Genomic DNA, 21,802 nt, shown 5'->3' on the forward strand with positions numbered 1-21,802 from the left:
CGAGACCTCGCTCGACCGGGCGACCGGCGACCGGGCCCGGCCCGGGGACGCGGGCGACTTCGACCATGTGACCGCCGTCCGGGTGTTGGAGGCCGAGGCGGTGCACATCATCCGCGAGGTGGTGGCGGAACTGGAGCGGCCGGTGCTGCTGTTCTCCGGCGGCAAGGACTCCATCGTCCTGCTCCGGTTGGCCGAGAAGGCATTTCGGCCCGCGCCCCTGCCCTTCCCGATCATGCACGTCGACACCGGCCACAATTTCGACGAGGTGATCGAATTCCGTGACCGACGGGTCGCGCCGACCGCCGAGAATCCCGAGGGCATCGAACTCATCGTGGCCTCGGTCCAGGAGTCCATCGACTCCGGACGAGTCGCCGAGTCCACCGACCCGTCGGGTTCGCGGAACCGCCTGCAGACCCGCACCCTGCTCGATGCGCTGGAGGAGGGCGGATTCGACGCCGCGTTCGGCGGCGCCCGCCGCGACGAGGAGCGTGCCCGCGCCAAGGAGCGCATCTTCAGCTTCCGCGACGAGTTCGGGCAATGGGATCCCCGCGCCCAGCGACCCGAACCGTGGTCGCTGTACAACGGGCGGATCCGTCGTGGGGAGTCGGTGCGTGTGTTCCCGCTCTCGAACTGGACCGAGACCGACATCTGGCGCTACATCGAGCTCGAGGGCCTCGAGCTGCCCTCCATCTATTTCGCCGCCGAGCGGGAGGTCTTCGACCGGGACGGCATCCTGCTCTCGGTCTCGGAGTACTCACGGCCCCGCGACGGTGAGGAGGTACGGACCGAGTGGGTGCGCTACCGCACCGTCGGTGACCTGACCATCACCGGGGCGGTTCGCTCGCGGGCCACCACGATCGCCGAGATCATCGCCGAGATCAGCGAATCCACCGTCTCCGAACGCGGGGAGACCCGCGCCGACGACCGCACGTCGAGCGCCGCCATGGAAGACCGCAAGCGCGAAGGATACTTCTGATGACTCTCACCTCGCCACAGCCGGTCGTCCCCGCCGGTGACGAAACAAGCACGTCCGCAAGGCAATTCCTGCGGATCGCGACCGCGGGCAGTGTCGACGACGGCAAGTCCACGCTCATCGGCCGGATTCTGCACGACACCGGCAGTCTGCCGACCGATCATCTCGCCGCGGTCACCGACGGCGACGGTGATGTCGACCTGGCCGCCCTCTCCGACGGCTTGCGCGCCGAACGCGAACAGGGCATCACGATCGATGTCGCCTATCGCTTCTTCTCCACGCCCACACGGAGTTACGTCCTCGCCGACACCCCCGGACACGAGCGGTACACCCGCAACATGTTCACCGGGGCGTCGAACGCGCACGTGGCGATCCTGCTCGTCGACGCCCGGCACGGCCTGCTGCGGCAGACCCGACGCCACGCCCGGATCGCAACTCTCGTGGGCGTGCCGCACGTGATCGCGGCGGTCAACAAGATCGACCTCGTCGATTACTCCGAGCACCGTTTCGACGAGATCCGGGCCGACCTCGCCGAACTCGCGGTGCAACTCGGGATCGGGGAGATCCCGGCGATCCCGGTGGCCGCCAAGCACGGGGACAACGTCGTGCACCGCTCGTCGAACACCCCGTGGTACTCCGGGACAACGCTGTTGGAGTACCTCGAGGACGTCGAGCTCCACGCGCCCGCGCCGGTGACCGAGGAACTGCGCCTTCCGATCCAGTGGGTGTCGCGTCCCAGCGAGTCGAACCGGCGTACCTACACCGGCCGGCTCGCTTCCGGAACACTGCGCGTCGGTGACGAGATCGTCGTGCTGCCGTCGGGAAGCCGGTCGACCGTCACGGCGCTCGATACCCTCGATCCCACGAGAGACGTTGCGGTGGCGCCTCTCTCGGTGGGAATCCAGGTCGCCGACGACATCGACATCGGTCGCGGCGACGTCATCGTGAGCGGTGCGGACGGAGCGCATGTACCGGTCCTGGCCCGCGAGGTCGATGCGCACGTGTGCTGGTTGTCGAACTCGCCGCTGCGGGCCGGTGACCGCGTCGCCCTCAAGCACGGCCCGTCGACGGTCCGCGCCACCGTCCAGTCCCTCGAGCGGCGCCTCGACCCGGACACCCTCATCGAGCACGTCGCTCCCGGTGAGCTCGTGCTCAACGACATCGGCACCGTCACGCTGCGGACGTCGTCGGTGGTGCCGGCCGACCCCTATGCGAGCAACCGCGACACCGGCGCGTTCATCCTCATCGACGAGGCCTCGAACGACACGGTCGGCGCGGGGACGATCCTCGAGCCGCGCGAGGTCGTCCCGGGTAAGGCGACGCGCAACGACATCAAATGGCATCCGAGTTCGCTGGCGCGTGCGGAACGGTGGGCGCACACCCAGCAGCGCGGAGCGACGGTGTGGCTCACCGGTCTACCTGCGTCGGGCAAGTCCACCGTCGCCGTCGCGCTCGAGCGGGCCGTCGTCAGCCGCGGGCGCGTCGCCTACCTCCTCGACGGCGACAACATCCGGCACGGGATCTCCGACGACCTCGGCTTCTCCGCCGGTGACCGCGCGGAGAACATCCGCCGTGTCGGCCACGTGGCCCGACTCTTCGCCGACGCCGGGGTCATCGCGATCGCGTCGATGGTCTCGCCGCTGCGTTCCGACCGGGAGATCGCGCGTGAACTGCACCGCGCCGCCGACCTCGACTTCATCGAGGTCCACGTCTCCACGCCGGTCACCGAATGCGAACGCCGTGACCCCAAGGGCCTCTACGAACGCGCGCGACGCGGCGAACTCCGCGGGCTGACCGGCATCGATGCGCCCTACGAGAGTCCGGAGAGCCCCGATCTGCGATTCGACACCACCGGCGCGGACATCGACCGGCTGGCGTCGCTCATCCTCGGTGCGCTGATGGATCGCGGCATCATGGCGGGGTGAGTTGCTGTCATCCCCCGGGACCCGCGCACGGCGGCCCGGGTGCGCCGTTCCCGCCGGCCGAGCACGCCGGTGGCGGTCCCGGAGTGCACCCGATCGAGACGGTGGACATCCCGGCCGGGGGCTTCGCCATGGGGGATGCGTTCGACGAGGGGTACCGCACCGACGGTGAGCGACCGGTGCACGAGGTCGAGCTCGGTGCGTACTCGATCGACGCGACGACGGTGACCAACGCCGCGTTCGCCACGTTCGTCGCGGCGACCGGACACCAGACCGATGCCGAGCGATTCGGCGGTTCCGCGGTGTTCCACACTTACGCCACCGCGCCGGGCGAACCCGTGCCGGGAACACCGTGGTGGCTCGCGGTCGAAGGTGCGTCGTGGCGCCACCCGGCGGGTCCCGGCAGCCGGGTCGACGATCTGGCCGACCACCCCGTCGTCCACGTCAGCCACCGCGACGCGCAGGCCTATTGCGCCTGGGCCGGACGTGTCCTGCCCACCGAAGCGCAGTGGGAGAACGCGGCGCGGGGTGGGTTGCGCGGGGCCCGATACCCCTGGGGGAATGAACCACCCACCGCAGAAGCGCCCCGCTGCAACATCTTTCGCGGCGAGTTCCCGGATGCGCCGACCGCCCGGGTCGGCACCGTGCCCGTGCGGGACTTCGAGCCCAACGGCTTCGGCCTGTACCAGTGCGCCGGCAACGTCTGGGAGTGGTGCGCCGACACGTTCAGCGCCCGGTACTACCGCGTGTCCGACCGCAGCAACCCGCTGGGGCCGGGCCGGGGAAGCGCTCGCGTCCTGAGGGGCGGCAGCCATCTCTGCCACGACTCGTACTGTCATCGCTACCGGGTCGCCGCGCGATCGCACAACACGCCGGAGTCGACGGCGAGCAACATCGGGTTCCGGACCGTCGGTCCCGCGGCCGGCTGACTTCCATCCGGCCGACAACCCGTCCTGCACGTCCCGGGACACAGGGCCCGCTCGCTGCGCTCCCGGCGCCCGGGACACAGGGCCCGCTCGCTGCGCTCCCGGCGCCCGGGAACCGAACTCCGCCGTGGTCAGTTGGATCAGCAGACTGTGTGTCGATTTCCGGGAGACCCGATCGGCTGTGCGATCGTGGTTCCCCTCGGGCGGTGTCCGCCCGAAAGTCGTCGGACCGGAGAGGGGAGTAGGGCAGGAATGCGTGTGGAGGGCCGGGATGCGGTGCGTCGGGAGTCGAGGCGGCCGAACCCGTGGAGGAACGGCCTCATGGCCTCGGCCGTGGCGGTCGCGTCGTCGGTGCTGCTGGCCGGCTGCATCGACCTGCCGTCGCTGACCAGGCCGGACATCCCGGAGGGCATCCCGCCGGGGGCAGGCGTGCCCCAGCCCTACATCGACATCAACGCACCCGGGCGTACCGCGGACAGGATGCACGACTGGGCCGTGCCCATCGCGGAGTCCACCGGTATCCCGGTCGTCTCGCTCCAGGCCTACGGCAACGCCGCCGAGATCCAGCGCCAGCAACACCCCGAGTGCGGGCTGAACTGGACCACGCTGGCGGGGATCGCCGGCGTCGAGAGCAAACACGGCCACTACCGCGGCTCCGACGTGGCCGACAACGGCGACGTCAACCCGCCCATCCGGGGCGTCAAACTCGACGGCACCCGCGGCAACATGGAGATCCTCGACACCGACGGCGGCGCACTCGACGGCGACGCCACCCACGATCGAGCGATGGGGCCGTTCCAGTTCATCCCGGAGACGTGGAAGCGCTACGGCGTCGACGCCAACGGTGACGGCGTCCCCGACCCCGACAACATCGACGACGCCGCCCTCTCGGCGGCCCGCTATCTGTGTGTCTCCGCCGGCAACGACATGACGACGCCGGAAGGGTGGGAGAAGGCCGTCCGGACCTACAACAACTCGATGGCCTACGTCCTCGACGTGCGCGATCACGCCAACGCCTACTCGATCAACGTCCGCTTCTGAACCCTGCCGGGAAGGGCTTCAGCGCTTGCGTCGACCTTGTCACGTGCGGCTTCGGCGCAGCCACTAGGCTCTTGCCTATCGGCCGGCACCAGAACCGGCCGTCGTCGGCGTAGGCGGCCCCGTCGGAGGACACATCTCCTGGGATCACGCCGACGAACTCGTCCACCGAGATTGGGGTGCAACCGTGGCAATCATCGAGCAGGTAGGTGCGCGTGAGATTCTCGATTCGCGGGGCAACCCGACGGTCGAGGTCGAGGTCGTCCTGGATGACGGCACCTTCACCCGGGCCGCCGTGCCGTCCGGGGCGTCGACCGGCGAACACGAGGCCGTCGAACTGCGCGACGGTGGCGACCGGTACCTGGGCAAGGGCGTCACCAAGGCCGTCGAGGGTGTCCTCGGGGAACTGGCCCCGGCCGTGATCGGGATCGAGGCCGAGGAACAGCGCCTCGTCGACCAGGCACTGCTCGACTGCGACGGCACCCCCGACAAGAGCCGTATCGGCGCCAACGCGCTGCTCGGTGTCTCGCTCGCGGTCGCCAAGGGCGCGGCCGAATCGGCCGGGCTGCCGCTGTTCCGTTACATCGGCGGACCCAACGCCCACATCCTGCCGGTGCCGATGATGAACATCATCAACGGTGGCGAGCACGCCGACAACGGCATCGACTTCCAGGAATTCATGATCGCCCCGGTCGGCGCGCCGACCTTCAAGGAGGCGCTGCGGTGCGGTGCCGAGGTCTACCACGCCCTCAAGGGCGTCCTGAGCAAGCAGGGCATGAGCACCGCACTCGGCGACGAGGGTGGCTTCGCCCCCGACCTGCCCAACACCGAGGCGGCCATCGCGGTCATCGGTGAGGCGGTCGGCAAGGCCGGCTACAACTTCGGCCGCGACGTCGTCATCGCGCTCGACGCCGCAGCGACCGAGTTCTTCTCGAACGGTGCCTACAAGCTCGAGGGCAAGGAACTCGGCGCCGACGAGATGGTGTCGTTCTACGAGAAGCTCATCAGCGACTTCCCGATCGTCTCGATCGAGGACGGTCTGTCCGAGGACGACTGGGACGGCTGGGCCAAGCTGACCGAGTCGATCGGCGATCGGGTGCAGCTCGTCGGTGACGACCTGTTCGTCACCAACCCCGAGCGTCTCGAGGAGGGGATCTCCAAGGGCATCGCCAACGCACTGCTCGTGAAGGTGAACCAGATCGGCACCCTGACCGAGACCCTCGACGCCGTCGCACTCGCGCACAACAACGGCTACAAGACGATGATGAGTCACCGGTCCGGTGAGACCGAGGACACCACCATCGCCGACCTCGCCGTCGCCTGCAGCTGTGGACAGATCAAGACCGGCGCCCCGGCCCGCTCCGAGCGCGTCGCCAAGTACAACCAGCTGCTGCGGATCGAGGAAGGACTCGGCGACGCGGCACGGTACGCGGGCGACCTCGCCTTCCCGCGTTTCTCGTTTGGTTCGTGATTAGCTGTCTGCATGGCTTCGCAGCGACGTCACCGCGGTGACGGGCGTCAGCGTGGGCGCGATCGTCGGGTAGACGCGCGCTCACGCGAACGCGCCCGTCGCACGCGGCGGCACGCTCGTCCTGCGTCGTCGGCGGCGCCCGAGGAAGCGGTCGAGGCGGCCGGGCACGAAGTTCCCGCCGATCTCGACGCACCGGTCGCCGACGAGACCTCGGATTCCGGGGTCCGTCGGGTGGCGCCGGAGCGTGTGCCGCGAACCCGCCGTCGTCCGGCCCGCGCCGGCATCGGCGCCCGCCTGCGTGGTGTCGAGATGACCCCGGCCGGCCTTGCGACGCTCGTCATCACCGTCGTGGTGGTGTGCGTGGTGGCACTGACCCTCGCGATGCCGCTGCGGACGTACTTCAGTCAGCGTTCGGAATTCCGTCAGCTGACCGCGTCGAACGAGCAGCTGCAACGCGAGGTCGCGGACTATCAGCAGAAGGTCAACGAGCAGAACGATCCCGCCTACATCGAGGCCCAGGCGCGGACGCGTCTGCAGTTCGTCAAACCAGGAGAGATCCCGCTCGTGATGTTGTTCCCCGCCGACGAGGCACGGCGCGAGGCCGCCGAACGTGCCGAAGAGCGCGCTCGCGCACCGTGGTACGGAAATCTCTGGGACACCCTGTCGACCCCTCCCGGCGTGCAGTGAGCTCCTCCTCCGGCCACGGTGTCTCCGCGGAGGATCTCGCCACGGTGGCCGCCCAGCTCGGACGCGAACCGCGCGGGGTCCTCGAGATCAGCTACCGCACACCTGACGGGAAGCCCGCGGTCGTCAAGACCGCCCCCCGGCTGCCCGACGGCACACCGTTCCCGACGTTGTACTACCTGACCGATCCGCGTCTGACCGCCGAGGCGAGCCGCCAGGAGTCGGCCGGCGTCATGAAGGGGATGACCGCGCGCCTGCACGACGACGCCGAACTCGCCGCGGCGTACCGCCGTGCGCACGAGGACTATCTCGCCGAACGCGACGCGATCGAACCCCTCGGCACCGATTTCACCGGTGGCGGTATGCCGGACCGGGTGAAGTGCCTGCATGTCCTGATCGCGCACTCCCTCGCCAAGGGTCCGGGACTCAATCCGCTCGGTGACGAGGCGGTGGCGCTCGCGGCCGCGAACGGGTTGCGCGGCAGCGCGATTCCGGAGGACTGGCCCGAGCCGTCGGATACGGGGACCGACGAGTGACCGTCGTCGGAGCCGTGGACTGCGGCACCAACTCGATCCGCCTGCTCGTGGCGAAGCCGGGCCCGGACGGGCGACTCGTCGATCTCCATCGTGAGATGCGTGTGGTCCGACTGGGTTACGGCGTCGACGCGACCGGGATGTTCGCCGCGGAATCGATCGAGCGGACGCGGGTCGCCCTCAGCGACTATGTCGACACGATGGAAGCGCTCGGCGTCGAGAGAGTGCGGATGGTCGCCACCTCCGCGACCCGCGACGCGTCGAATCGCGACGAGTTCTTCGCCATGACCGCCGATCTGCTCGGGTGCGTGTCCGCAGGCGCGATCGCCGAGGTCATCACCGGCGACGAGGAGGCGCGGCTGTCGTTCCGCGGGGCAGTCGGCGAATTGGATTCGGCGGATGGGCCGTTCGTGGTCACCGACCTCGGCGGCGGTTCGACAGAAGTCGTCCTGGGCGATGCGGACGGTGTGACCGCGGCGTACTCGGCCGACATCGGGTGTGTTCGGCTGACCGAGCGTGCTCTGCCGTCCGACCCGCCCACGCCGGCGGAGCTGGCCGCGGCGACCGAATTCGCACGCGCACGTCTCGCCGAGGCGTTCGCCGCGGTGCCGGTTCAGTCCGCTCGCACCTGGGTGGGCGTCGCCGGCACGATGACGACGCTCGCCGCGCTCGGTGCCGGCCTCCCCGAGTACGACTCGGACGCGATCCATCTGTCGACGATCTCGCTGCCCGAACTCGACCGGGTCTGCCGGAACCTGATCGGTATGACACGCGCCGACCGCGCGGCGCTCGGACCGATGCACCCCGGGCGCGTCGACGTCATCGGCGGCGGATCACTGATCACCCTCGAGCTCGCGAGAGTGCTGTCGGAAAGTGCCGGTATCGACGAACTAGTCGTGAGCGAACACGACATCCTCGACGGGATCGCGTTGGGAATACTCGACTGAGCAATGCTCGATCCAGTTACCATGCGTCGCATGGCATACAACCTGCGTTGCCCCTGCGGTGAGTCCATCACGGCCCTCGAAGCCGACTTCGTGCCGTCGGTCCAGGCCCACCTCGCCGCCGAACATCCCGGCCGCGACTACAGCGAGACCGAGATCATGATGGTGGCCATGACCGTTCCCGACCGTTCGGTGAAGTCCGACGGCTGAGCGGCGTCGGATCAGACGGCAGCCGGATCGCGCAGCGAGATGTTGTTGCACGCCTCGCAGACCGACTCGGGGATGACACCGCGGCGCTGCAGGAATCCGAAGATCGTGCAGCCCAGGCAGAAGCCGAAGACGGCCTCGAGCGTAGCGGCGGCGATCAGCACGCCCGTGGCGATTTGGGCGGCGAGCCCGTAGCCGAGCAGGCTGAGCACGAAGGCGGTCCCGCTGACGACGAGGCCGATGGTCTGGGCGAACCGCTTGGGCGGCCCCGGGACCAGCTTCTCCTTGCGGATGATCTTCGGCACGAGGAAGCGCACCGAGAGTTGCCCGAAAGGCGACAGGGTCGGTCCCGATGCCACACGCAGCGCGAACCCCAGGGCGAGGATGCCGTAGAGCACGGGCGTGTTCGCCGACACCGCGATGATCGCGAGGACGACGACCAACCCGGCGGTACTGCGCGCGGCGTAGTCGTTGACCGGGTTCGGGAACGTGAGGACAGAGCGCACCGACATCGGGCAACAACCTCCGGAGAGCGGGGACAATCGCCGACCAAGGTACGTGCGACGGCCCCATCGGGCAACGATTGCGCCCAGGGTGAATCGATCGGCGCCGGTCAGGACCCTGCGGTCGGGTCCATTCGCGGCTCGGACGCGGCGATGTCCCGCGGGTCGTCGACGTCCGGTTCGTCCTTGTCGGTCTCGCCGCCGTCGGAGGCGAGTTCCGCCTCGCGGGAGACCTCGCCCTCCTGGTCGATACCGGCCTGCTCGCCGACGTCGATGCGGTCTGGCAGTTCGTCCATGTCCACTCCGGTCACCTCTCTGGCCTGTTCGGATTCGGCGTACGGGGCCGAGGTGTCCACCTCGGACGATGCGTCCGCGAACTCGGCGTCGATGATGCCGCTCGCGTCGTATCGCGAGTGCGCGTCGGCTTTGGCCTTGCGGGCGGCCTCGCGCATCTCGAACCCGTCGGTCACGATCTCACCGATCTCGCGGGTCACGCCCGCAACGGCTCCGGTGATGATGGTCGCTATCCGGCCGACATGGGTGGCCGTGGACTCGATCAATTCCTGGAACAGATCCTTGTTGCGTTCGATGCTGTCGACCATCGCTTCGGGAATCCCCCTGCAGTTGGTTGCGGCTGGAGCCTGATCGGTGTGCCCAGAGCCTACCCCCGGGGCACACCGATCAAACCGGCGTCAGGCGACCGAGGCGGGCTTCTCGCGCTCGACGATGACGGTGAGATCGTTGTCGTCGCGCGTCATCCAGTTGGGCAACGACAGCTTCGCGATCTTCTTCCAGGTCGACGCGAGCTGGTGGCTCAGCGAGCCGGTGTTGTACGGCAGTCCGTAGCGTTCGCAGATCTCCCGGACCTCCGCGGACATCTCGGGGTAGCGACTGGCCGGGATGTCGGGGAAGAGGTGGTGCTCGATCTGGTGCGAGAGGTTGCCGCTCATCACATGGAACAACGGGCTGCCGGTGATGTTGGCCGAACCGAGCATCTGCCGCAGGTACCACTGGCCCCGCGTCTCGTTCTGGCATTCCTCGGACGTGAATGTCTGTGCACCGCTGGGGAAGTGGCCACAGAAGATGATCGAGTAGGTCCACACGTTGCGCACCAGGTTGGCGGTCGCGTTACCGATGAGGGTCGGGACGAACAGCGGGCCCGTGAGCGCGGGGAAGACGACGTAGTCCTTGAGGACCTGACGACCGGCCTTGCGCCACATGCCTTTCAGCAGGCCTTTGACGTCACTCCACTTGCGCTTGCCGGCGATGACGTTCTCGGCTTCGAGGTCGTGCAGCATGACGCCCCACTCGAAGAGCAGCATGAGGGCGGTCGCGTAGCCGAGGTTGCCCAGGTAGTAGGGGTTCCACTTCTGATCGCGGTCCATTCGCAGGATGCCGTAACCAATGTCGCGGTCCTCACCCAGGATGTTGGTGAAGGTGTGGTGCAGGTAGTTGTGGCTGTGCTTCCACTGGTCGGCCGGACAGACGGTGTCCCACTCGAACTCGCGGGAGTTGTAGGTGTCCTCGCGCATCCAGTCGTACTGACCGTGCATGACGTTGTGGCCGATCTCCATGTTGTCGAGGATCTTCGACACCGAGAGGGCGCCTACCGCGGCGATCCATGCGGGCGGGAAGAACCCGAGGTACATGAGTGCGCGTCCGCCGATCTCGAAGCCGCGCTGGGCGCGGATCACCGAGTAGAGGTAGTCGCGGTCCTTCTGGCCCAGGTCGGCGACGATCCGGGCTCGCAGGGCGTCGAGGTCCCGCCCGAGCGCTTCGACCTGCTCGTAGGACATGACGACGGTGTTGGGATCGTCCGCGACCTTCTGGTCGGCGCCGACGCGGTGCAGCGCGGGCAGGTTGTCGTCGATGGTGGTCTCGATGTCACGGCTGATGTCGATGGTCATGGCATTGCCTCCTTCTCGGAGAGGAGATGTGGCTGGGAAGGGTGGATCTGGGGGATCAGCTCGCGGGCATCAGATGTCGATGTCTACCGAGCCGACCGGCGCGCTGATGCACAACTGGATCTGGGTGTCCGACTCGTCGTCGATCTCGCCGGTCAGGACGTTGCGGGTGCACCCCGACTTCTTCGTCGCGACGCAGGAGAAGCAGATCCCCATCCGGCACCCGGATTCGGGCGTGAGCCCGGCCGTTTCGGCCTGGTCCAGGATCGGACGGCCGTCGTTGGCCGCCGACGTCCCCGACGAGGAGAACGTGACCTCGCCCTCGACGGAGTCCGGGTCGACGGCCGGGATGACCGGCGCGAAGGCCTCGCTGTGCAACGGCTGGCTGATGGCGAGTTCGGCATGGACCCGTGCGACCTCGTCCATGAGGGCGGCGGGGCCGCAGACGAACACGTCGGCGTCGGACAATCCCGGGATTCCGTCGAGGTGGTCGGCGCTGAAGTGTCCGTCGTCGCGCGTGTGGTACACGCGCAGGTCGAACCGGGGATGGCTGTCCGCGAGTTCACGCAGCTCGTCGCGGTAGGCGACGTCGGCCGGGGTGCGCGCATAGTGCACGAACGTGATCGGTCCCGCGTACTGTCGGGCGACGAGTGTTCGCGCCATTGAGAGTACAGGTGTAATCCCGCTGCCGCCGCTGACGAAGACCGCCGACGTCGGGTCGGTGTCGGGAAGCACGAACTCGCCGTCGGCGGCGGACAGCCCGACGACGTCCCCGGCGCGGGCGTGCTCACGAAGGTGGGTGGACACGAAGCCGTCGTCGTGTGCGGTGATGGTCAGCTCGATCTCGCCGTGCGGGCCCGCGGCGGCGTTGGCCGGCGAGAAGCAGCGGGTGTGCCGAACGCCGTCGATGACCACCTTGAGCTGCACGAACTGGCCGGCCTCGTGGCCTCGCCACTGACGGGTCGGACGAATGGTGAGGCGGACGGTGCGCGCCGTGGGACGCTCGACACGGGTGATCTCGCCGCGCAGATCGCGCCAGGTGATCATCGGATCGAGCAACTCGAGGTAGCGGTCGACCGGATGCGGCGACAGCGCTGCCTCCACGATCGAACCGACCAGACGGCTCCACCGGCCGGGCTCGGCGCCGGTGCCGGCGCGGGTCTGGTCCTGGGGTGTGCGGATGCTCATGGGCTGGGCTCCGTTCGGTCTGTTTCGGTGTACATGTGTACACCGGCAAGTGTGACACAGCGCGATGGTCGATCGTCAAGTGTTCGCTGATGTGACTGCCGTCACGACACCGCCTGTGCCTCTCCGCCGCGTCGGCTGACCCGACGCATAGACTCGGATGCGTGACACGCACGCGAGAGCCGAGCCGGCGCGATGCGCAGACCCGTGCGGACCGCAAGAACCAGACGCGACAGGCGTTGCTGGACACCACGCGGTCACTGGTCGGCGAGCGCAGTTTCGGCAGCATCAGCCTCCGTGAGGTCGCCCGTGGCGCCGGGATCGTGCCGACCGCCTTCTATCGCCACTTCGCATCGATGGAGGATCTCGGGGTCACCGTCGTCGAGGACTCGATGCGCGTCCTGCGACGGGCGCTGCGTGAGGGACGACGCGACCTGGCGGCGCGTGACGCCCTGCCCACCGCACAGAACTCGCTGGCCATCCTGCTGCGGCACGTCCGCGAGAACGAGTCGCAATTCCGGTTCCTGGTGCGCGAGCAGCGGGGCGGCATCGCCGAGATCCGTCGTGCGATCGACACCGAACTCCGGTTGTTCTCCAAGGAACTCGCGATCGATCTCGCCCGTATCCCGGACCTGGCACGGTGGCAATCAGACGACCTCGAACTGGCAGCGGAGCTGATCGTCATCATCATGCTCACCGCGGTGGCCGATCTGCTCGACGGTGAGTATCGCGGACGTTCCGCCGAGCAGGAGATCGTCGAGCGCACCGAGCGACAACTCGTGATGGTCTTCCTCGGTATGGGTCAATGGCGCCCGTCGACCGACTGAGCGGCGGGGATCGGACGCCCTGGTAGTTGCCGACCTACAGCTTGGCGGCGCTCTCGGTGAGTCCCGACCCGCTGGGCGGGAGTAGCGGGCGAGGTGGCAGCGGGGAGGAGTAGACCACATTGGTGGTGACGCTGCCGAGGGTTCCGACCATGCCGCTGACCCGTTCCAGGTGCTTCATGTCGGTGGCGACGACCTTCATGATGAAACAGTCGTCGCCGGTGACGTGATGCGCCTCGATGACTTCGGGTAGCTCCGCGAGCAGGGTGTGCAACGGCTCGTACCTGCTGCTGGGATACCGCAGCCGTAGGAAGGCCAGGATCGCGAACCCGAGCCGCTCGGGGTCGACGCTGGCGCTGTAGCCGCTGAATCACCCCGAATTCTTCGAGGCGGGCTTCGAGACCGATGCGTCCGACGTGCACGCCGATCAGGAACGCGGTGTGAACTTCGTCTTGATCGACTCACGAGGTGAGGCGGCGTGGGCGCAGGGGCGCATCGTCGGAGCCGTGCACATGCCGACGTCACAGATCGCCGCGCGCGCCGTCGACGAGATAGCAACGAGCACACCGGTTGTGACGTACTGCTGGGGGCCCGGATGCAATGGTTCGACGCGGGCCGCGCTGGAGTTCGCCAAGCTGGGTTACCGGGTCAAGGAGATGATCGGCGGTTACGAGTACTGGGCGCGCGAGGGCTACCCCGTCGAGAATGATCACAGCCGGATCATCAGGTCCAAAGACCCGCTCACCGCGCCACTGGACTCGGTGGTCTGTGACTGCTGAAACAGTCGTATCCGCCGACGCCTAGCGGCCGGGCCCCGCGGTTGTCGATTTGCCCTCAGGGCGATTTCAACTGTGGTCCGTCGACGCGATGGTGCCGGACACTGGGCCGAGGCACCGCGCCGGCCCACTCGCCTCGAGGCGGGAGTCGAGGCGGTGTCGTGCTAGTCACGTGCCGACCCGACCGAAAGGTGCCCTCGCGGTGTCTCTGCATTTCCACTGGTTCCTGCCCACCTACGGCGACTCGCGCAATCTGATCGCGGGCGGACACGGCAGCCAGATGACAGGGGACCGGCCGGCCGATCTGCGCTACCTCAAACAGCTCGCCGGCGCCGCCGAGGCCAACGGCTTCGAAGCCGTCCTGACCCCGGCAGGTCTCTGGTGCGAGGACGCCTGGCTGACCACCGCCGCTCTGATCGACGCCACCGAGAGCCTCAAATTCCTGGTGGCGTTCCGCCCCGGGCTCATCTCGCCGACGCTGGCCGCCCAGATGGCCGCCACGTTCCAGTGGCATTCGCAGGGCCGCCTTCTGGTCAACGTCGTCACCGGCGGCGAGTCGAGTGAACAGCGCGCCTTCGGCGACTTCCTGGCGAAGAACGCGCGGTACGAGCGTTGCGACGAGTACCTGGAGATCATCCGGCGACTCTGGACCGAGGAAGAACCCGTCGACGTGGTGGGGAAGTACCTGCGCGTCGAGGGTGCGCAGCTCGGACGTCGTCCCGATCCGACGCCGGAGATCTTCTTCGGCGGATCGTCGCCGGCCGCCGGTGACGTCGCCGCCAAGCACGCCGACACCTACCTCACCTGGGGCGAACGTCCGGACGCGGTGGCCGAGAAGATCGCGTGGGTCAACGGCCTCGCGGCCGCGCAGGGCCGGGAACTCTCGCACGGCATCCGTTTTCACGTGATCGCCCGCGAGACGTCGGAGCAGGCCTGGGCCGAGGCGGCCCGTCTGCTCGGTGCGCTCGATCCGGCGCAGGTCGCGACCGCCCAGCAGAATCTGGCGCGCTCGGAGTCCGAGGGTCAGCGACGTATGTCCGAACTCCACGGTCGTGGAGCCGGTTTCGCCGACCACAACGATCCGCACTCGCTGGAGATCCACCCCGGCGTGTGGGCCGGGGTCGGACTCGTCCGTGGTGGTGCCGGCACCGCTCTGGTCGGCTCCTACGACGAAGTGGCCGCACTCATCGCCGAGTACGCCGCGCTCGGACTGGACCACTTCATCCTGTCGGGCTATCCGCATCTCGAAGAGGCGTACCACTTCGGCGACGGGGTCCGGCCCGCTCTCGCCCGGCTCGGACTGCTCGACCCGGCGTCGGCAGGCCCGTCCGAGGCCGTGCGCACCGCGTTCCTGCCGCGTTTGCAGGCCGCATCATCCTGATCGACAACACTTTTCACCTTCACCACGTCCCTTCTCGCCATGTAACCGACACCTCGCGGAGGTAGCCATGTCCACCGAGTCCATCGCGGACCAGATCAAGTTCGCCTACTGGGTGCCCAACGTCAGCGGTGGCCTGGTCACCAGCACCATCGAGCAACGCACCGGCTGGGACTACGACTACAACGTCAAACTCGCGCAGACCGCCGAGAACAACGGTTTCGAGTACGCGCTGTCGCAGGTGCGGTACGAGGCAAGCTACGGAGCCGAATACCAGCACGAATCCACCAGTTTCAGCCTCGCGCTCCTGCTCGCCACGCAGCGGCTGAAGGTGATCGCGGCGGTGCACCCGGGGCTCTGGCATCCGGCCGTCCTGGCGAAGCTCGGCGCCACCGCCGACCACCTGTCCAAGGGTCGCTTCGCGATCAACGTCGTCAGCGGCTGGTTCAAGGACGAGTTCACCCACCTCGGCGAGCCGTGGCTCGAGCACGACGAGCGGTACCGGCGCAGCGGAGAGTTCCTCGAGGTGATCCGCAAGATCTGGACCGAGGACGAGGTCGACTACCGCGGCGACTTCTACCGCATCCACGACTTCACGCTGAAGCCCAAGCCGCTCAACACCGTCGAGCGTCCGAACCCCGAGCTGTTCCAGGGCGGGAACTCCTCGGCCGCCCGCAACAACGGCGGACGGTACGCGGACTGGTACTTCTCCAACGGCAAGGACTTCGACGGCGTGACCGAGCAGCTCGACGACCTCCGCGCCGTCGCACGTGCCCACGAGCGCGAGGTGAAGTTCGGGCTCAACGGCTTCATCATCGCGCGGGACACCGAGAAAGAGGCCCGCGACACTCTGCGCGAGATCGTCGAGAAGGCGAATCGCCCTGCGGTGGAGGGCTTCCGGGACGCCGTCCAGCAGGCCGGGAACTCGACAGGCGACAAGAAGGGCATGTGGGCCGACTCGTCGTTCGAGGACCTCGTCCAGTACAACGACGGCTTCCGGACCCAGCTGATCGGCACCCCGGAGCAGGTGGCCGAACGCATCGTCGCCTACAAGCGTCTGGGCGTCGACCTGATCCTCGGCGGCTTCCTGCACTTCCAGGAGGAGATCGAGTACTTCGGTGAGAAGGTGCTGCCTCTGGTGCGCGAGATCGAGGGCGCCCAGAGCGACACCGCCCCGACGCCTGCGGGAGTGGCGTGACCGCAGTGAGCCAGGCGCGGGTCCGGTCCGCCGTGCGGATCGGGTCCGAGGCCGAGGCGCTGTCGATCGCGCGCGAACTGGCCGCCGAATTCGCGGTCGGGGCGGCCGAGCGCGACCGCGAACGTCGGTTGCCCCATGCCGAGATCGACCGTCTGTCGCAGTCGGGGCTGCTGGCACTCACCGTCCCGGCTCGGTTCGGTGGTCTCGACCTGCGTCCCAGTGCGCTCGCCGAGGTGGTGTCCATCCTGGCCGCCGCGGACGCGAGCATCGCGCAGATCCCGCACAGCCACTTCGTCTACCTCAACCTCGTCCGCCTGTCCGCGGGAGAAGTGTTGCAGGAGCGCATCTTCGCCGACGTCCTCGCCGGCGGACGGGTGGCCAACGCTCAGTCCGAGCGGGGCGGCAAGACCATCGCCGACATCTCGACACGGTTGAGTCCGGTGGCCGATCGAGCATCGACGCTATTCGTCCTCGACGGTGAGAAGTTCTATTGCACCGGTTCGTTGTTCGCGGACACCCTCGCCGTCCTCGCGCGGTTGGACGTCGCCGTCGGCGACGTCGCGCCCGGGGAGTACGTGGCGTTCGTCCCGGCCGATGCCGACGGCGTGGAGATCGTCGACGACTGGGATGCGGTGGGACAGCGCACGACCGGCTCGGGGACCGTCCGGTTCAGCGGGGTCGGCGTGGGTCTCGCGGATCTGGTGGCGCGCGCACCGGCAACATCGGCGCCCACCGGTTACGGCGCCTTCGCCCAGCTGCTCCATGTGGCGATCGACGTCGGTATCGCCCGCGGTGCGCTGCGCGCGGCGTCGGAGTTCGTGCGTACGAAGTCGCGACCGTGGTTCGAGGCGAATGTCGAACGGGCAGTGGATGATCCGCTGTTGGTGCAGCGCTTCGGCGAGTTGGAGGTCGAGGTCGCGACCGCCGAGGCGACCCTCGCCGCGGCCGGTCGAAGAGTCGACGCGGCAGTGGGAGGTACCCCGGAATCGTCCTCGCGCGAGTTGGTCGCGGAGGCCTCGATCGCAGTCGCGACGGCGAAGGTGGTGGCCGACCGGGTGGCCCCCTCGGTGGCGTCGGCCCTGTTCGAGGTGAGCGGGACCCGCAGTGCCGCCGGTGGTGGGGGGCTGGATCGCTTCTGGCGCGACGCCCGGACGCACACGCTGCACGACCCCGTGCGATGGAAGTACCAGCACATCGGGCGCTGGGTTCTGCGCGGCGAGGAGCCGCCCCTGCACGGCGTGATCTGACCGCGGGGGCGTCCGGCGTCGGCGTCAGAGGTAGCGGCCGACGAGCGGCACGGCCTTCTTCGGGGTCTTCGCGTTGAAACCGTCGCCGATCGCACGCAGTTTCCACTCGCCGCCGTCGCGGGAGATGACCGCCATCGCGACCGCGGTGAACGGCATCCCGCCCTTGAGGGTGTAACGGGCCAGCTCGGCGGAGGTCGTCTCGTCGACGAGCCGGCAGTAGGCGTTCTCGATCTTCTCGAACGTGTGGCCCCGGTACGACGTGACGATGAACATCAACGCGTCGATCTGGGGTGGGACCGACTGCAGCGCAACGCGGATGACCTCGTCGTCGCCCTCGCCTTCACCGGTGAGGTTGTCGCCGGAGTGCAGGATCGAACGGTTCTTGCTGTTGAGGTGACCGTAGTAGACGGTCTCGACGCATTTCCCGCCCGAGAACATGAGCACCGAGGCGTCGAGGTCGATCGAGCCCCGGCGCCCGAATCCGCCGCGCACCGGATCCCACCCGAGTCCCATCTGGATGTCGGTGAGTGCCACGCCACCCTCCTTGCGGAGGGTGACCTTCTGGCCTTTCGCCAGGCTCACCGGGGCGCCCTTGCGCAGGCTGACCTCGGCGGGCTGCGCCGGGGGTGCGGGAGCAGGCGGTCCGGGTGCAGGGGGCGCGGGAGTGGGCGCCGCCGCCGGGGGCGCGGGTGCCGGGGGAGTGGGAGCCGACGGCTGCGAGTAGCTGATCGGCGCGGGCGGGGCGGGTATCGGTTGCGGCTCGTCGTCGACGCTCACCCCGTGGTCGCGGACCAGGTCGGCGAAACCGCCCGCGTATCCCTGACCGACGGCACGTACCTTCCACTCGCTGTTGCGTCGGTACACCTCGAGGGCGATGACCACCGACTCGCTGGTGAGGCCGGTGACGGTGAAGTCGTACAGCGGCCGGCCCGCTTCGTCGGTGACGTGAGCGACCGGCGGTGCGAAACGGCCGAAGGTCGACGACGCGTCGTCGAGCGTGATGACCGCGCGGACCGCGTCGATGTCGGCAGGTACTCGAGCGGTCGAGATGTGCAGACGCGCAGAACCTGCGGCGGCCTGTTCCAGCCGGACGCCGGGCCCGGTCGGCTGGTTGTAGAAGACGAAGTCGTCGTCGGTACGCACCACCGCCCGGTCGGTGACCAGGAGGGCCGACAGGTCGGCGGCGGTCGCGAGGTCCACCGAGACGATGACATCGGGGGTCGGCAACGGGCCGTTCTGGCCTTTGGTCAGAGCAGACATCTCCGGGCGTTTCCTCACATCAGTCGGGCCGAGTCCGTATCGGCGCCGGGAGCGGAGCGAGCGGGCCGAGTCCGTGCCGTCCGGGTGGACGGCGTCACCAGGCACAGCGTAGTCACGCGACGGCGCGGGCTCGGGGCCCGACGCGACACCTGTACTCGGAAGGTGCAATCGAGTGGTCGACAGACGATGTCCGATTACCGACATATGCTCCTGCGTATGGCTGGGAGTCGGGTCAACACACAGTTCGGGCCGTACCGCCTCGACGAACTACTGGGCCGCGGTGGGATGGGCGAGGTCTACCGCGCATACGACACGACCAAGGACCGGGTCGTCGCGCTGAAGCTGCTCAACCCCGGGCTGGCACACGATCCGATGTATCAGGAACGGTTTCGCCGGGAATCGCATGCCGCGGCCCGCCTCGGCGAACCGCACGTCATCCCGATCCACGACTGGGGCGAGATCGACGGCGTGCTGTTCATCGACATGCGGTTGGTCGTCGGAGAAGATCTACGCGCGCTCCTGACGCAGGAGATGCGGCTCCCGCCCGAACGCGCGGTGTCGATCATCGAACAGGTGGCCGCGGCGCTCGACGCCGCACACGCCGAGGGGCTCGTGCACCGCGACATCAAACCGGAGAACATCCTGGTCGGGGCGAACGACTTCGCGTATCTCGTCGATTTCGGCATCGCGCATGCCGCCGAGGACACCCACCTCACCCAGACCGGGACGGCCGTGGGATCGATCGCCTACATGGCCCCGGAGTTGTTCGACGCCGCCCAGGTCAGCGCGGCCAGCGACATCTACGCCCTGGCCTGTGTGCTTTTCGAGTGCCTGACCGGGCGGGTGCCGCATCCGGCGAAGACGGTGAGTGCGGCGATCAAGGCGGCCGTACTGTCACCGGCCCCGTCGCCGAGTGCGGTCAACGCCGACGTCCCGCCGGCGATGGACGAGGTGATCCGCACGGCCCTGGCCGCCGATCCCACCTCCCGTCACGATTCCGCGGTCGCGCTCGCCCGCGCGGCTCGCAGCGCGCTCGCCGGGGGAGTGGAGGGGGTCCGGCCGGGGCCGGGGCCGGATCTCGTCAAGGCGTCGCCACCGCCTCCGGAAGCACCCACCGGTGTCGTCCGCGCTCCGGACACGGTCATCGCGCCCACCGACCCCGGGTACGAACCGACCCTCGTGCGGCACACGACGGGCCCCGAGGCCGGAGCCGGGACCACGCAGTTCTCCGGGCCGCAGCAGTTCTCGGGGCCGCAGCAGTTCTCGGGGGCGCACAACTACGCAGGACCGCAACCCGGTCCGCCGGTGTACGGGCCGTCGGGGTATCCGCCCGCCTATCCGCCGCCGCAGCGACGCTCGGTCGCGATACCGGTGCTGATCGGGTTGATCGCGGTGGCACTCGTCGGGCTCGCCGTCCTCGGCGGCGTCCTGATCGCCGGCTCGGGTGACGATGCCGAGACCCGGGCCGACGAGGAGCCGACGACACCGACCGTGACCGAGACGGTGGCGCCCCCGCCGACCGTCCAGAACGTTCCGCCGGCGCCGCCGGCCCCGGCTGCGCCGCCGCCCGGTTCGAGTCCGTGCGATGCGACGGTCGGGATCGGTACATCGGTGACCAGCTGCCCGTTCGCGTTCGCGGTGCGCGATGCGTATGTGGGAGCGGGTGCGCCACGGTCGCCGCGCGTCGTGGTCGCGGTCAGCCCGGTCACCGGGCAGGCCTATGCGATGAACTGCGTTCCCGAAGGCGGGATCGTCGCGTGCCGGGGAGGCAATGACGCCCTGGTGCACATCTACTGATGGACACCACCCGACGGCCGTTGTGGCCCACGCGGACTCGGCGGAACCGCTGCATCGTCGTGCTCGGCGCGCTCGCGCTCCTCGCCGGTTGCTCGACCGAATCCGACCCGAAACCCGTTGTGCCGGTCACCGTCACGGTGACCGCCGACCCATCGGCGTCAACACCCGCCGCACGCGCTACAGACATCCCGACGTCGTCGGCGGCCGTCGCCTCCGGGTCGTATGGAGGCCTCGCGGCGAGTTTCCGCAGGGTTGCCGCGTCGACCGGACTGACGGTCGGCATCGCGATCGCACCGGTCGGTGGGTCGGCCGTCCCCGGGCTCACCCTCGGCGATGCGACACCCCGGGTGGCGTGGTCGACGATCAAGGTCCCGCTCGCGGTCGCCGCAGAACGGGCGAACGGCCCGGGCCCGGCGGCGCGGGCGGCGATCGTCGACTCCGACAACGCCGCCGCGGAGAGCCTCTGGTCCTCGCTGGGCGGCGGACAGGCGGCAGCCGACGCCGTCACCGCGGTGCTGCGGGACGGCGGTGACACCACGACGGTGGTCCCGGCGACGCAGCGTCGTGCCGGTTTCACCGTGTTCGGGCAGACGGTGTGGTCGCTGCCGGGGGCCGCGACGTTCACCGCCGGCTTGCCCTGCATCTCGGGTTCGCGACAGGTCGTCGCCCTCATGGGTCAGGTGGGCGGCAATCAGCAGTGGGGAATCGAGATCATGCCGGCGCCCCGCGCAACTGCGGTGAAGGGTGGTTGGGGTCCGGGAGTTTCCGAGGGATACCTCGTCCGTCAGATCGGAATTCTCACCTTCCGCGACGGCCAACGTGCGGCGGTGGCGATGAGCGCGGTCGGGGGCTCGATGTCGGGGGGTATCGCCGCGCTGAATTCGGTGGCGAACTGGCTCGACACCAACCTCGCCCGTCTTCCGCGCGGCCGCTGTTCCGCCTGACCGGTCCTCGAAGCGGTGTGACCCCGGTCCCAGCAAGGTTCCGATTGGGTATACAGCCTGGTCCCTGGTGCGTAACCGCCCTAGTCTC

General features: G+C 68.7%; 22 protein-coding genes. 16 read left to right on the forward strand and 6 right to left on the reverse strand.

The window, feature by feature from the left end:
• Positions 1-67: 67 nt before the first annotated feature.
• The 9 genes from cysD to GR168_RS23745 all read left to right on the forward strand — a co-directional run bounded on the left by cysD (position 68) and on the right by GR168_RS23745 (position 8,701).
• Positions 68-976 carry a sulfate adenylyltransferase subunit CysD gene (gene cysD, locus GR168_RS07270; protein WP_159371864.1) on the forward strand — a complete coding sequence of 303 codons (909 nt, stop codon included), beginning with the start codon at positions 68-70 and terminating at the stop codon, positions 974-976.
• A complete protein-coding gene (cysC, locus tag GR168_RS07275; RefSeq protein WP_159370422.1) occupies positions 976-2,898 on the forward strand; it encodes an adenylyl-sulfate kinase in 1,923 nt (640 codons plus the stop codon). The genes cysD and cysC overlap by 1 nt, the downstream gene beginning before the upstream one ends.
• A 101-nt stretch (positions 2,899-2,999) precedes the next feature.
• Positions 3,000-3,824 carry a formylglycine-generating enzyme family protein gene (locus tag GR168_RS07280; RefSeq protein WP_083229358.1) on the forward strand — a complete coding sequence of 275 codons (825 nt, stop codon included), beginning with the start codon at positions 3,000-3,002 and terminating at the stop codon, positions 3,822-3,824.
• 318 nt (positions 3,825-4,142) lie between these two features.
• Positions 4,143-4,862 (forward strand): lytic murein transglycosylase, encoded by a 720-nt coding sequence (locus GR168_RS07285; RefSeq protein WP_171011689.1) that lies wholly within the window; start codon positions 4,143-4,145, stop codon positions 4,860-4,862.
• Positions 4,863-5,046: 184 nt separating this feature from the next.
• Positions 5,047-6,330 carry a phosphopyruvate hydratase gene (eno, locus tag GR168_RS07290; RefSeq protein WP_058250807.1) on the forward strand — a complete coding sequence of 428 codons (1,284 nt, stop codon included), beginning with the start codon at positions 5,047-5,049 and terminating at the stop codon, positions 6,328-6,330.
• A 12-nt stretch (positions 6,331-6,342) separates the two neighbouring features.
• A complete protein-coding gene (locus tag GR168_RS07295) occupies positions 6,343-7,017 on the forward strand; it encodes a septum formation initiator family protein (protein ID WP_068970645.1) in 675 nt (224 codons plus the stop codon).
• Entirely contained in the window at positions 7,014-7,550 is a 537-nt protein-coding gene (locus tag GR168_RS07300; protein ID WP_058250805.1) for a DUF501 domain-containing protein, read from the forward strand. Before GR168_RS07295 ends, GR168_RS07300 begins: the two co-directional genes overlap by 4 nt.
• A complete protein-coding gene (locus tag GR168_RS07305; protein WP_159370423.1) occupies positions 7,547-8,494 on the forward strand; it encodes a Ppx/GppA phosphatase family protein in 948 nt (315 codons plus the stop codon). Before GR168_RS07300 ends, GR168_RS07305 begins: the two co-directional genes overlap by 4 nt.
• A gap of 30 nt (positions 8,495-8,524) precedes the next feature.
• Positions 8,525-8,701, forward strand: coding sequence for a hypothetical protein (locus GR168_RS23745; RefSeq protein WP_175404283.1), 177 nt, complete (start codon positions 8,525-8,527; stop codon positions 8,699-8,701).
• 11 nt (positions 8,702-8,712) lie between these two features.
• On the opposite strand, the gene GR168_RS07310 is transcribed toward GR168_RS23745, so the two are convergent.
• The 4 genes from GR168_RS07310 to GR168_RS07325 all read right to left on the reverse strand — a co-directional run bounded on the left by GR168_RS07310 (position 8,713) and on the right by GR168_RS07325 (position 12,293).
• Positions 8,713-9,210 carry a DUF4395 domain-containing protein gene (locus GR168_RS07310; RefSeq protein ID WP_058250803.1) on the reverse strand — a complete coding sequence of 166 codons (498 nt, stop codon included), beginning with the start codon at positions 9,208-9,210 and terminating at the stop codon, positions 8,713-8,715.
• Between the two features lie 101 nt (positions 9,211-9,311).
• A complete protein-coding gene (locus GR168_RS07315) occupies positions 9,312-9,803 on the reverse strand; it encodes a hypothetical protein (RefSeq protein WP_058250802.1) in 492 nt (163 codons plus the stop codon).
• Between the two features lie 90 nt (positions 9,804-9,893).
• Entirely contained in the window at positions 9,894-11,108 is a 1,215-nt protein-coding gene (locus GR168_RS07320) for an acyl-CoA desaturase (protein WP_058250801.1), read from the reverse strand.
• A gap of 69 nt (positions 11,109-11,177) precedes the next feature.
• Entirely contained in the window at positions 11,178-12,293 is a 1,116-nt protein-coding gene (locus GR168_RS07325) for an FAD-binding oxidoreductase (RefSeq protein ID WP_058250800.1), read from the reverse strand.
• A 161-nt stretch (positions 12,294-12,454) separates the two neighbouring features.
• Between GR168_RS07325 and GR168_RS07330 the strand changes: the two genes are divergently transcribed.
• Positions 12,455-13,117, forward strand: a complete 663-nt coding sequence (locus tag GR168_RS07330) for a TetR family transcriptional regulator (protein ID WP_058250799.1) — start codon at positions 12,455-12,457, stop codon at positions 13,115-13,117.
• A gap of 34 nt (positions 13,118-13,151) precedes the next feature.
• Here the strand turns inward: GR168_RS07330 and GR168_RS07335 are convergent, their stop codons facing one another.
• Positions 13,152-13,436: an Lrp/AsnC ligand binding domain-containing protein gene (locus GR168_RS07335; RefSeq protein ID WP_082652877.1), complete on the reverse strand. Its 285-nt coding sequence runs from the start codon at positions 13,434-13,436 to the stop codon at positions 13,152-13,154.
• A gap of 94 nt (positions 13,437-13,530) precedes the next feature.
• Between GR168_RS07335 and GR168_RS07340 the strand changes: the two genes are divergently transcribed.
• The 4 genes from GR168_RS07340 (at position 13,531) to GR168_RS07355 (ending at position 17,713) form a co-directional block, all read left to right on the forward strand.
• Positions 13,531-13,893, forward strand: coding sequence for a rhodanese-like domain-containing protein (locus GR168_RS07340; RefSeq protein WP_269434027.1), 363 nt, complete (start codon positions 13,531-13,533; stop codon positions 13,891-13,893).
• A gap of 199 nt (positions 13,894-14,092) precedes the next feature.
• A complete protein-coding gene (locus tag GR168_RS07345) occupies positions 14,093-15,271 on the forward strand; it encodes an LLM class flavin-dependent oxidoreductase (RefSeq protein ID WP_058250898.1) in 1,179 nt (392 codons plus the stop codon).
• Positions 15,272-15,338: 67 nt separating this feature from the next.
• Positions 15,339-16,466: a dimethylsulfone monooxygenase SfnG gene (gene sfnG, locus GR168_RS07350; protein ID WP_058250796.1), complete on the forward strand. Its 1,128-nt coding sequence runs from the start codon at positions 15,339-15,341 to the stop codon at positions 16,464-16,466.
• On the forward strand, positions 16,463-17,713 hold the full coding sequence (locus tag GR168_RS07355; RefSeq protein ID WP_058250795.1) for an SfnB family sulfur acquisition oxidoreductase: 1,251 nt from the start codon (positions 16,463-16,465) through the stop codon (positions 17,711-17,713). The genes sfnG and GR168_RS07355 overlap by 4 nt, the downstream gene beginning before the upstream one ends.
• Before the next feature lie 24 nt (positions 17,714-17,737).
• On the opposite strand, the gene GR168_RS07360 is transcribed toward GR168_RS07355, so the two are convergent.
• The gene (locus tag GR168_RS07360; protein WP_159370424.1) at positions 17,738-18,973 is read right to left on the reverse strand and encodes a TerD family protein; all 1,236 of its coding nucleotides are present in this window, start codon (positions 18,971-18,973) and stop codon (positions 17,738-17,740) included.
• Between the two features lie 216 nt (positions 18,974-19,189).
• Here GR168_RS07360 and GR168_RS07365 point away from each other — a divergent pair, with 216 nt between their 5' ends.
• Positions 19,190-20,770 carry a serine/threonine-protein kinase gene (locus tag GR168_RS07365; protein WP_058250897.1) on the forward strand — a complete coding sequence of 527 codons (1,581 nt, stop codon included), beginning with the start codon at positions 19,190-19,192 and terminating at the stop codon, positions 20,768-20,770.
• Positions 20,770-21,714, forward strand: coding sequence for a hypothetical protein (locus GR168_RS07370; RefSeq protein WP_058250793.1), 945 nt, complete (start codon positions 20,770-20,772; stop codon positions 21,712-21,714). The genes GR168_RS07365 and GR168_RS07370 overlap by 1 nt, the downstream gene beginning before the upstream one ends.
• Positions 21,715-21,802: the final 88 nt, after the last annotated feature.

Origin of the sequence: Gordonia sp. JH63, assembly GCF_009856645.1 — a bacterium.
In the GTDB taxonomy this organism is placed as follows: Bacteria; Actinomycetota; Actinomycetes; order Mycobacteriales; family Mycobacteriaceae; genus Gordonia; species Gordonia hongkongensis.

Excerpts from the sequence above, each read along its gene's own strand:
- GR168_RS07365 (WP_058250897.1), top strand. The coding sequence starts at position 19,190 with ATGGCTGGGAGTCGGGTCAACACACAGTTCGGGCCGTACCGCCTCGAC.
- GR168_RS07360 (WP_159370424.1), bottom strand. The coding sequence starts at position 18,973 with ATGTCTGCTCTGACCAAAGGCCAGAACGGCCCGTTGCCGACCCCCGAT.
- GR168_RS07325 (WP_058250800.1), bottom strand. The coding sequence starts at position 12,293 with ATGAGCATCCGCACACCCCAGGACCAGACCCGCGCCGGCACCGGCGCC.
- cysC (WP_159370422.1), top strand. The coding sequence starts at position 976 with ATGACTCTCACCTCGCCACAGCCGGTCGTCCCCGCCGGTGACGAAACA.
- GR168_RS07310 (WP_058250803.1), bottom strand. The coding sequence starts at position 9,210 with ATGTCGGTGCGCTCTGTCCTCACGTTCCCGAACCCGGTCAACGACTAC.
- GR168_RS07295 (WP_068970645.1), top strand. The coding sequence starts at position 6,343 with ATGGCTTCGCAGCGACGTCACCGCGGTGACGGGCGTCAGCGTGGGCGC.
- GR168_RS07285 (WP_171011689.1), top strand. The coding sequence starts at position 4,143 with ATGGCCTCGGCCGTGGCGGTCGCGTCGTCGGTGCTGCTGGCCGGCTGC.
- GR168_RS07315 (WP_058250802.1), bottom strand. The coding sequence starts at position 9,803 with ATGGTCGACAGCATCGAACGCAACAAGGATCTGTTCCAGGAATTGATC.
- GR168_RS07320 (WP_058250801.1), bottom strand. The coding sequence starts at position 11,108 with ATGACCATCGACATCAGCCGTGACATCGAGACCACCATCGACGACAAC.
- GR168_RS07370 (WP_058250793.1), top strand. The coding sequence starts at position 20,770 with ATGGACACCACCCGACGGCCGTTGTGGCCCACGCGGACTCGGCGGAAC.
- GR168_RS23745 (WP_175404283.1), top strand. The coding sequence starts at position 8,525 with ATGGCATACAACCTGCGTTGCCCCTGCGGTGAGTCCATCACGGCCCTC.
- sfnG (WP_058250796.1), top strand. The coding sequence starts at position 15,339 with ATGTCCACCGAGTCCATCGCGGACCAGATCAAGTTCGCCTACTGGGTG.